General features: G+C 57.3%; 7 protein-coding genes. 3 read left to right on the top strand and 4 right to left on the bottom strand.

The window, feature by feature from the left end; genetic code table 11:
- Nucleotides 1-482 precede the first annotated feature (482 nt).
- The 4 genes from istB to DIC66_RS12325 form a co-directional block, all read right to left on the bottom strand.
- On the bottom strand, nt 483-1,220 hold the full coding sequence (istB, locus tag DIC66_RS12340) for an IS21-like element helper ATPase IstB (RefSeq protein ID WP_117177575.1): 738 nt from the start codon (nt 1,218-1,220) through the stop codon (nt 483-485).
- 26 nt (nt 1,221-1,246) lie between these two features.
- A complete protein-coding gene (istA, locus tag DIC66_RS12335) occupies nt 1,247-2,791 on the bottom strand; it encodes an IS21 family transposase (protein ID WP_117177573.1) in 1,545 nt (514 codons plus the stop codon).
- Between the two features lie 98 nt (nt 2,792-2,889).
- On the bottom strand, nt 2,890-3,387 hold the full coding sequence (locus tag DIC66_RS12330) for a hypothetical protein (protein WP_147321301.1): 498 nt from the start codon (nt 3,385-3,387) through the stop codon (nt 2,890-2,892).
- Nucleotides 3,388-3,450: 63 nt separating this feature from the next.
- On the bottom strand, nt 3,451-4,446 hold the full coding sequence (locus DIC66_RS12325; protein WP_117177569.1) for a hypothetical protein: 996 nt from the start codon (nt 4,444-4,446) through the stop codon (nt 3,451-3,453).
- Nucleotides 4,447-4,562: 116 nt separating this feature from the next.
- Here DIC66_RS12325 and DIC66_RS12320 point away from each other — a divergent pair, with 116 nt between their 5' ends.
- From DIC66_RS12320 to DIC66_RS12310, 3 genes are all read left to right on the top strand, one after another.
- Nucleotides 4,563-4,805: a helix-turn-helix domain-containing protein gene (locus DIC66_RS12320; RefSeq protein ID WP_117177567.1), complete on the top strand. Its 243-nt coding sequence runs from the start codon at nt 4,563-4,565 to the stop codon at nt 4,803-4,805.
- A 70-nt stretch (nt 4,806-4,875) separates the two neighbouring features.
- The gene (locus DIC66_RS12315) at nt 4,876-6,495 is read left to right on the top strand and encodes a class I SAM-dependent DNA methyltransferase (protein ID WP_117177565.1); all 1,620 of its coding nucleotides are present in this window, start codon (nt 4,876-4,878) and stop codon (nt 6,493-6,495) included.
- Between the two features lie 2 nt (nt 6,496-6,497).
- Nucleotides 6,498-7,730 carry a restriction endonuclease subunit S gene (locus DIC66_RS12310; protein ID WP_117177563.1) on the top strand — a complete coding sequence of 411 codons (1,233 nt, stop codon included), beginning with the start codon at nt 6,498-6,500 and terminating at the stop codon, nt 7,728-7,730.

The raw sequence follows: 7,730 nt of genomic DNA, 5'->3' as shown, positions 1-7,730 counted from the left end.
GAGGGTTCCCACGTCTATCACTCCTAATCACCCCTGCTCAAAAATGAAGCAAGGATTGTGGATAACGTGGCTCAGTTTTCGACTGGAATTCCTACTTTTTTGGCCCAACCTTCATTTGGAATCAACACTGTGAGGACATCACGCGGTCCAGGGCCTTGCGCATGGATGCGTCGCGCTCTGCGGTGTAACTTAACCTGCAACCTGCAACCTGCAACCTGCAACTTGCAACTTGCTATCGAGTTGGCCACGAAATCCTGTGGACTCAAGACCTATGTCCGGTCAATCATCGTGGCTGTTGGTAGGCGAAGGACGCCAATTGGGGGCTTTCTGCGCATTCCATTGATGGCGGACAGTGATTCCACGTTCATCGCGGACAGCATTCCAAGCGATGGCGGACACCCTGCGCTGGTGTCCTGAGTGACGGTGGCAATCCTATCCCAACTGTCCGCGATGGCCTTGGAACGGCCCGCTTGCGGAAGGTTTTAGGCTGCCTTGGCAAGTTTTCTCATGGACTCGCCCTTCAGAGCCATCTTGTGGGAACCGTGCACGATGCGGTCCAGGATGGCATCGGCCAGGGTGGGTTCATCGAGCCATGCGTGCCAGGCCGTTACCGGCAGCTGACTGGTGATGAGCGTGGCTCGACTACCCACCCGGTCATCCAGCAATTCCAGCAAATCATTGCGTTCGTGCGCGGCGATGGGGGCAATGGCGAAGTCATCCAATATCAACAGGTCCAGCTTGGCTAACTGGGTCAGTCGCCGCGCAAAGCTGCCATCACCATGCGCCACATGCAACTCCTCCAGCAAGCGTGGTGCACGGGCGTACAGCACGGAGAATCCCAGTCTGGCGGCTTGCTGGCCCAAGGCACATGCCAGCCAAGTCTTGCCGCAGCCGGTAGCCCCAGTCAGCAGCACGTTGTGGCCGTGGCGCAGCCAGTCACCGTTGGCCAGAGCACCAATAACTTCCCGGCTGAGCCCACGGTTGCTTCTCCAGTCAATGTCCTCCAGGCAGGCCGAAGAGACCTTCAGACGGGCGGCCTTCAACAGGCGCTCCAAGCGCTTGCTGTCGCGCCAGTCAACCTCCCGTTGCACCAGCAGGGCCAGGCGCTGTTCAAAGGGCAATTCAGCGACAGCGATTTGGCTTGCCGGGTCGGTCAAGGCGGCGGCCATGCCGTCCAGGCGCAAGGCGCGCAGTTGTTGCAGGGTGTGTTCGTTGAGCATGTTTGTTCCTTGTGTTTCGGGTGTGGTCAGTGGTAGTAGTCCGGGCCACGCACGTTCTCGTGCAACGGCAGGCTGGCTTGGGTGGGGATGGGCGTTTCGATGGAGCGCTGGTCCAGCCCGCAACTGAGGATGGAGGCGATGCTCTTGTAGTGCGGGGCACGAATCGACTGGGCACGGGCACAAGCGGCTTCCAGTCGGTCGTGGCCGTACTCACGGCCCAGACGCATGAGTCCCAAGCAGGAGCGGTAACCCTGCTCCGGGTGGGCGCGGTGCTCCATCTGCCAGCGCACCACGTCGGCTGTGGCGGCACCAATGCGCTCGGCCCAGGCAATGAGCTTGGCCGGTGTCCACTGCAGGTGCGCCCGGTGCGAGGCGGGCATGTGTTCGGGCGTGGTGGTGTGCGCACCGCTGCGCGGGTTCAATGCGTGGGCGGCCACGCGGTTCTGGCCATGCACCGCCTCGACCGTGGTGGCGGTGATGCGCAACTCCACCATCTCACCCACCAGGCGGTGAGGAACCGAGTAGTAGTGGCCGTCGAGCTCGACGTGGTAGTCGATATTGACCCGCGCCGGCTTGAAGCGGGCGATGGCCATGCGCGTGGCCGGCAAGGGCTTGAGGGCAGGCTGGTCCAGGCTGGCGAACGCACTGGAGCGGCAGCCTGGCAGCTTCTTGAACGGGCGTTGGTTCAGGTCCTGCAGCAAGGCCGCAATTGCTTTGTTCAGCGCGCCCAGGCTGAAGAAGCGCTGGTGGCGCAAGCGCGCCAGAATCCAGCGCTCCACCACCTGCACCGCCACTTCCACCTTGGGCTTGTCGCGGGGTTTGGCCGGGCGTGCCGGCAGCACGGCCAGGTTGTAGTGCTGCGAGAGTTCTTCGAGCAAGCGGTGGCTGGTGGGCTCGTAGCGGTCCGGTCGGGCCATAAGCGCACGCGGTTGGTCGGGCACCAGCAGGCGCGGCACGCCGCCGATGAATTCCAGGGTGGCAATGATGCTGGCCACCCAGTCGGTTGCCTTCTGCGTGGGCGTGGCGCAGGCGTAAGTGAAGTTGGATGCGCCCAGCACGGCCACGAATACCTGGGCCTGTGCAATCTCGCCAGTGCTGGCGTCAACTACCGGCACCGTCTGCCCGGCGTAGTCCACGAAGAGCTTGTCGCCTGCCTCATGTATCTGGCGCATGGAGCGCTTGAGACGCTTGGCCCATTGTTGGTACTTCTCACAGAAAGCGCTGTACTTGTAGGCCGCTCCCTGGTGTTGCTGCTGGTACTCCTCCCAAAGCAATTGCAGGGTGACGCCGGGGCGTTTGAGTTCGCCGTGCAGGTGGGTGTAATCGGGCTCCAGGTGGCGGGACTGGCGTGCCACCGGTGGCCGGTAGAGCCGGGCTTGTAGTTCCTCGTCGCTCAAGTGCTGGGCCTGTTCCCAGTCCAGCCCGGCGGCGCGGGTGTAGCTGGCAATCTCGCTGACCGTGGATTTGGAGATGCCCAGTGCGGCGCCAATCTGGCGCTGGCTGAGGTTGCCGCTGTGCAGCAGCTGCAATGTGTGTCGTATCTTGCTCATGGTGACCCTTGGTGTGGGCATAGCTGGGTTCCGGTCAAAAAACCGGGCAGCCTACGCCTCGTTTGGGTCACTCAGGACACTGCTGGGTGTCCGCCTTCAAAATGGAATGCTGTCCGCCATCACCGTGGAACGGTGTCCGCGATGACGCTGGAACGCTGTCCGCCATCAGCATGGAATCGTGTCCGCCATCGCGTGGAATACGCAGCTTTCCAAGCAATCTTCTCCGGAGTCATGATCGTTGACTCTCTCAGGCGTTGCTCGAGTGAGGCCCTCATTTCCTGCACCGTCATGCCGGGCATTAGCTTCGCAGAGTCGGTCCAGTAGTCCCGGCTCTTCTGCGCGCGCTCTTCCGTCCAGGAGGGACTTATGCAAGCGATCGCACGCAAGATTGCGCCAACCTGCCTGTTCCTTCGCAAGACTAGCTTTTCGTGCAGTACCAGCGCCCGGCGCTGGTCCCGCGTCAGCGTCGTCGGGTCGCATGTCGACATTTGCAGATGACCTTCAAAAGTATCAGGTATCAGGCTCAACAGGGATATTGGTTTCTCACTTGGAACCGCTCCAAGTGACTTTATGTTTTCAGGCTCGTTGATTTCGCGCTCGGTCATGTTGCTGGTCATGGATAACATTCCCTTCCAAAGGCATTGCTGTGAGCGCTCACGTAGGATTGTTATGGCTTCTTGCTAGGCCTGAGGCCCCATTTCATTGGGGGTCGTTGCGCTTTCCGATAGTGCGCGGCTCAGTTCATCAAGCAGCGGAGCGATTCCGGGAATAGTATCCAGTATCGATGTACGGTCCAATCCAGTGTGAATACTTTCTTGCCCACCGTCGCTGCAATCCGTCATAGCAGCGTCAATAATTGCTTCAAGGCTTTCTTCCGAAAAGTCTGCAAGCGTTCGAGAATCTGTGGGGCTGGCTGACGACGGTCTCCAAACAACTGATTCGTCAGATAGAACACACTCAAGAAACCGACTGCGCCACCAACCAACGTACGAAGTGAACTTCAATATGCATTGATGGCGACATTCCTGGTCATACGCATCTTGATCCAGGTGCCAACCCGTTTCAAAATCAAAAACGCTGAAGTCTTGCTTTTCGACTCGAACTTGCAAGAATTGGGCTGGAGCTGGCATGTCATATCCAAGCAGGTCTGTGGAGCGCGTGTATTCGTAGTTGATGTAGATACTTTCCGCTTTATCGTATTCGCCATCAGACGTGCAAAGTACTGCATCGAGCCACCCGTCAACAAGCAACGGCCTGTAACCATCGCAGTGTCTGTCAGATACGAATCCCATTAAAGTTCGGATTTCGTCATCTAGAGGAAATTCGCTTTCTGCCACTTCGGACAGCCATTCGTGAACATCGTCGTGAGATAGTGTTGTAACGGCTCCTGTGACCAAGCGCTGGGACGCCAAGCAATGAACCGCAACCGTCATGATGGTTAGCCTATCTGTGCTTTCCGCGTACCACTCCAAGAATCTGACAAGTGCTGCAATTGAACCATCGTGTTCAATTGGTCGCAGCACGTCGGCTACGTTCGGCGAATTGTGTCTGGCTTCGAGGTCGGCCATGAACTTCCCCCACGTTTCTGGCTTCATCGCGTCATACAGGCGGGCAAGGATAACTAAATCCTCCATAGCCCCGCGCCGGACCCAGGCCTCGGGCACAGATTTGCTCACTTAGCTTCACCGTTTGGCATATCACCTCCCAAGAAACTGACTCCTGGCCCCCATATGACAATATTCACCATATATCGGGATGACCGATCCTACAAGAAATTGGACCATTTCCCCATATGTCGGGAATCAGTTCATTGCCTCCACACGCCGCCTTTGGCCTTGCCCTGCGCAAGCATCGGCTGGATGCTGGTATGAGCCAGGAGCAATTGGGGTTGGAATCAGGCGTGCAGCGCAATTTCATTTCCCTGATTGAAACGGGTCAGAACCAACCCACCATCACGACGATCTTCAAACTTGCTTCCGCCCTTGATGTGAAGGCATCCAAGTTGATTGCAGAAGTAGAGCGACAAATCGAATAACCCGTTTGCCTTCTTGAAAATCACTTACCGCAGTCTATGATGCTTATTCATAGCAGGAAAGCAGAAATCGATGCAATGGATTGCACCATCAGAGAAGGACTCGGCCACTGTCACGCTTGAAAAGCGCCTGTGGGACGCCGCCGACCAGTTTCGCGCCAATTCCGGCCTCAAACCCCAAGAGTACTCAGGCCCCATCCTCGGGCTCATTTTCCTGCGCTTTGCCGAGGTGCGCTTTGTCATCCAGCGTGCCAAGCTAGAGGCCGCAGGCAGTTCGTCCCGCCGTGGCAGCCGTGTCGATGAGCCAGCGGCCTACCAGGCAGAGAGCGTGCTGTACCTCAGCCCCGAGGCGCGGTTTGACTTCCTGCTGACCCTGCCGGAGTCCGCGAACATCGGCGCCAAGGTGAACGCCGCCATGCGCGAGATCGAGCTGCACAACCCGACGCTGGCCGGTGTGCTGCCCAAGACCTTCAACCTGTTCACCAGCACCCTGCTCAAGGAACTGCTCAAGAAGGTGTCCGAGATACCGGCCACGCTGGACTACGACGCCTTTGGGCGCATTTACGAGTACTTCCTGGGCGAGTTTGCGATGACTGAGGGGCAAGGTGGCGGCGAGTTCTACACGCCGTCCAGCATCGTTCGCCTGCTAGCAGAAATCATCGAGCCCTTCCATGGCCGCATTCTGGACCCGGCCTGTGGCTCCGGCGGCATGTTTGTGCAGTCGGCTCGCTTTGTGGCCGAGCACCAGAAGAACCCTGCCGCCGAACTGTCTATCTGCGGTGTCGAAAAGACGGATGAGACCGGGCGCCTGTGCCGCCTCAATCTGGCGGTACATGGCCTGGAAGGCATGATTCGGCATGGCGGAAACGTCAACAGCTACTACGACGACCCGCATAACGCGACCGGCCAGTTCGACTTTGTGCTGGCGAACCCGCCCTTCAATGTCAATGCGGTAGACAAGGAGCGACTGTCCGACATGGTGGGCGCAGGCCGACGCTTTCCCTTTGGCCTGCCGCGCACGGACAACGCCAACTACCTATGGATTCAGCTTTTCTACTCGTCACTGAACGCCATGGGCCGAGCTGGTTTTGTCATGGCGAATTCCGCATCGGATGCACGCAGCTCGGAACAGGCGCTGCGCCAGCAACTGATCGAGGCCAGGGCTGTGGACGTGATGGTGGCCGTCGGTCCCAATATGTTCTACACCGTCACGCTGCCTTGCACGCTATGGTTTCTGGACAAGGGCAAGGCCATGACCAAACGCGCAGACAACGTGCTGTTCATCGACGCCCGCCACATTTATCGGCAGGTGGATAGGGCTCACAAAAACTGGAGTGATGCCCAAATTGGGTTCATCGCCAATGTCGTACGTCTGTACCGTCACGAAGCCTTGGATAAAGGGTTTGGCGGCGATGCCGCTGCGGCCAAGATCAGGGAAGTGTTTGGCGAAAAGCCTGCCTATGCAGACGTGGCCGGACTGTGCAAAGCGGCAACGCTGCAAGAGATTGAAGCTCAGGGCTGGTCGTTGAACCCCGGTCGGTATGTGGGCGTTGCCCCGGGTGAAGACGTTAGCGACGAGGATTTCAATGAGCAGCTTGTTGCATTGAATGAAGAGTTGGAAGTGCTTAACGCTCAGGCGCGGGAACTGGAGAAGACGATTGCCGAGAATGTCGCTGGAATCCTGGGATCTTGAGCATGAACAACAAGGAATGGAAGCCGCACAAACTTGACGAACTGGGTTCCGTAGGTCGCGGCAAGTCCCGACACCGACCGCGCAACGCTGCGCACCTCTATGGTGGTCCTTATCCTTTTTTTCAGACGGGGGACATCAAAGCTGCGGGTTTTCATCTCACTGAATTTACGCAAACCTATAGTGAAGATGGTCTTGCGCAGAGCAAACTTTGGGAGCCGGGAACGCTGTGCATCACCATTGCTGCCAATATTGCAGAGAACGCAATCCTGGGTGTCAAAGGGTGCTTTCCTGACAGCGTGGTTGGATTCATTCCCGATCCTAAAAAAGCTGATGTGCGTTTTGTTAAGTACTACCTAGACACGCTCAAGCTGCAAATGCAGAGCATTTCACGCGGAACGACGCAGGACAATTTGAGCGTCGATAAGTTACTTTCATTTGACTTCAATACCCCAACGCTTAAAACGCAGCAACGCATAGCAGACATCCTCGCCACCTACGACGAACTGATCGAAAACAGCCAGCGGCGCATCAAAATTCTGGAGTCTATGGCCCGTGGGCTTTACCGCGAGTGGTTCGTCCACTTCCGCTTTCCTGGGCATGAAGGTCATCCGCGCGTGGCTTCTGCCTTGGGGGAGATTCCGGAAGGGTGGTCAGTTGTGAAGTTCGGTGATCTCTACAACACTGGCTCGGGAGGAACACCAAGTCGAGCGCGGCCCGAATACTTCATGGAAGGCTCTATTGCTTGGGTAAAGAGCCAAGAGTTACTCGACGGTTTTGTACTTTCAACAGAAGAGCGAATCACTGAACGTGCTATTTTGGAATCATCGGCGAAGGTATTTCCTGCGAACACGGTTTTGGTTGCGCTTTACGGGGCGACGATTGGCAAGCTGGCTATCCTTTCCCAAGCTGCGGCAACCAACCAAGCATGTTGCGCAGTTCTCTCGAAACTCAATTCCTATGGGCGGGAGTTTGCCTACCTCACATTATTGGTTAATCGAGAGAAGATCATAGGTATGCGGCTAGGAGCTGCCCAGCAAAATATTAGCCAAGTTTTGCTGAGAAATTTCGAATGCTTGAAACCCCAGGATGAGCTTGTGCATCGGTTTTCAAAGGTCACCGCACCTTTCTTTGATGGCATCCTTACGCTTCAGCGCCAAATCGAAAATATCCGCCGAACCCGTGACCTGCTTCTACCGCGCCTGCTTTCAGGCCAAATCGAGGTCGAGGCAACATAG

Origin of the sequence: Rhodoferax lacus (assembly GCF_003415675.1) — a bacterium.
In the GTDB taxonomy this organism is placed as follows: Bacteria; Pseudomonadota; Gammaproteobacteria; order Burkholderiales; family Burkholderiaceae_C; genus Allorhodoferax; species Allorhodoferax lacus.
Note: the sequence above shows the minus strand (reverse complement) of the source record. Positions and strands in the feature narration are given on the sequence as shown.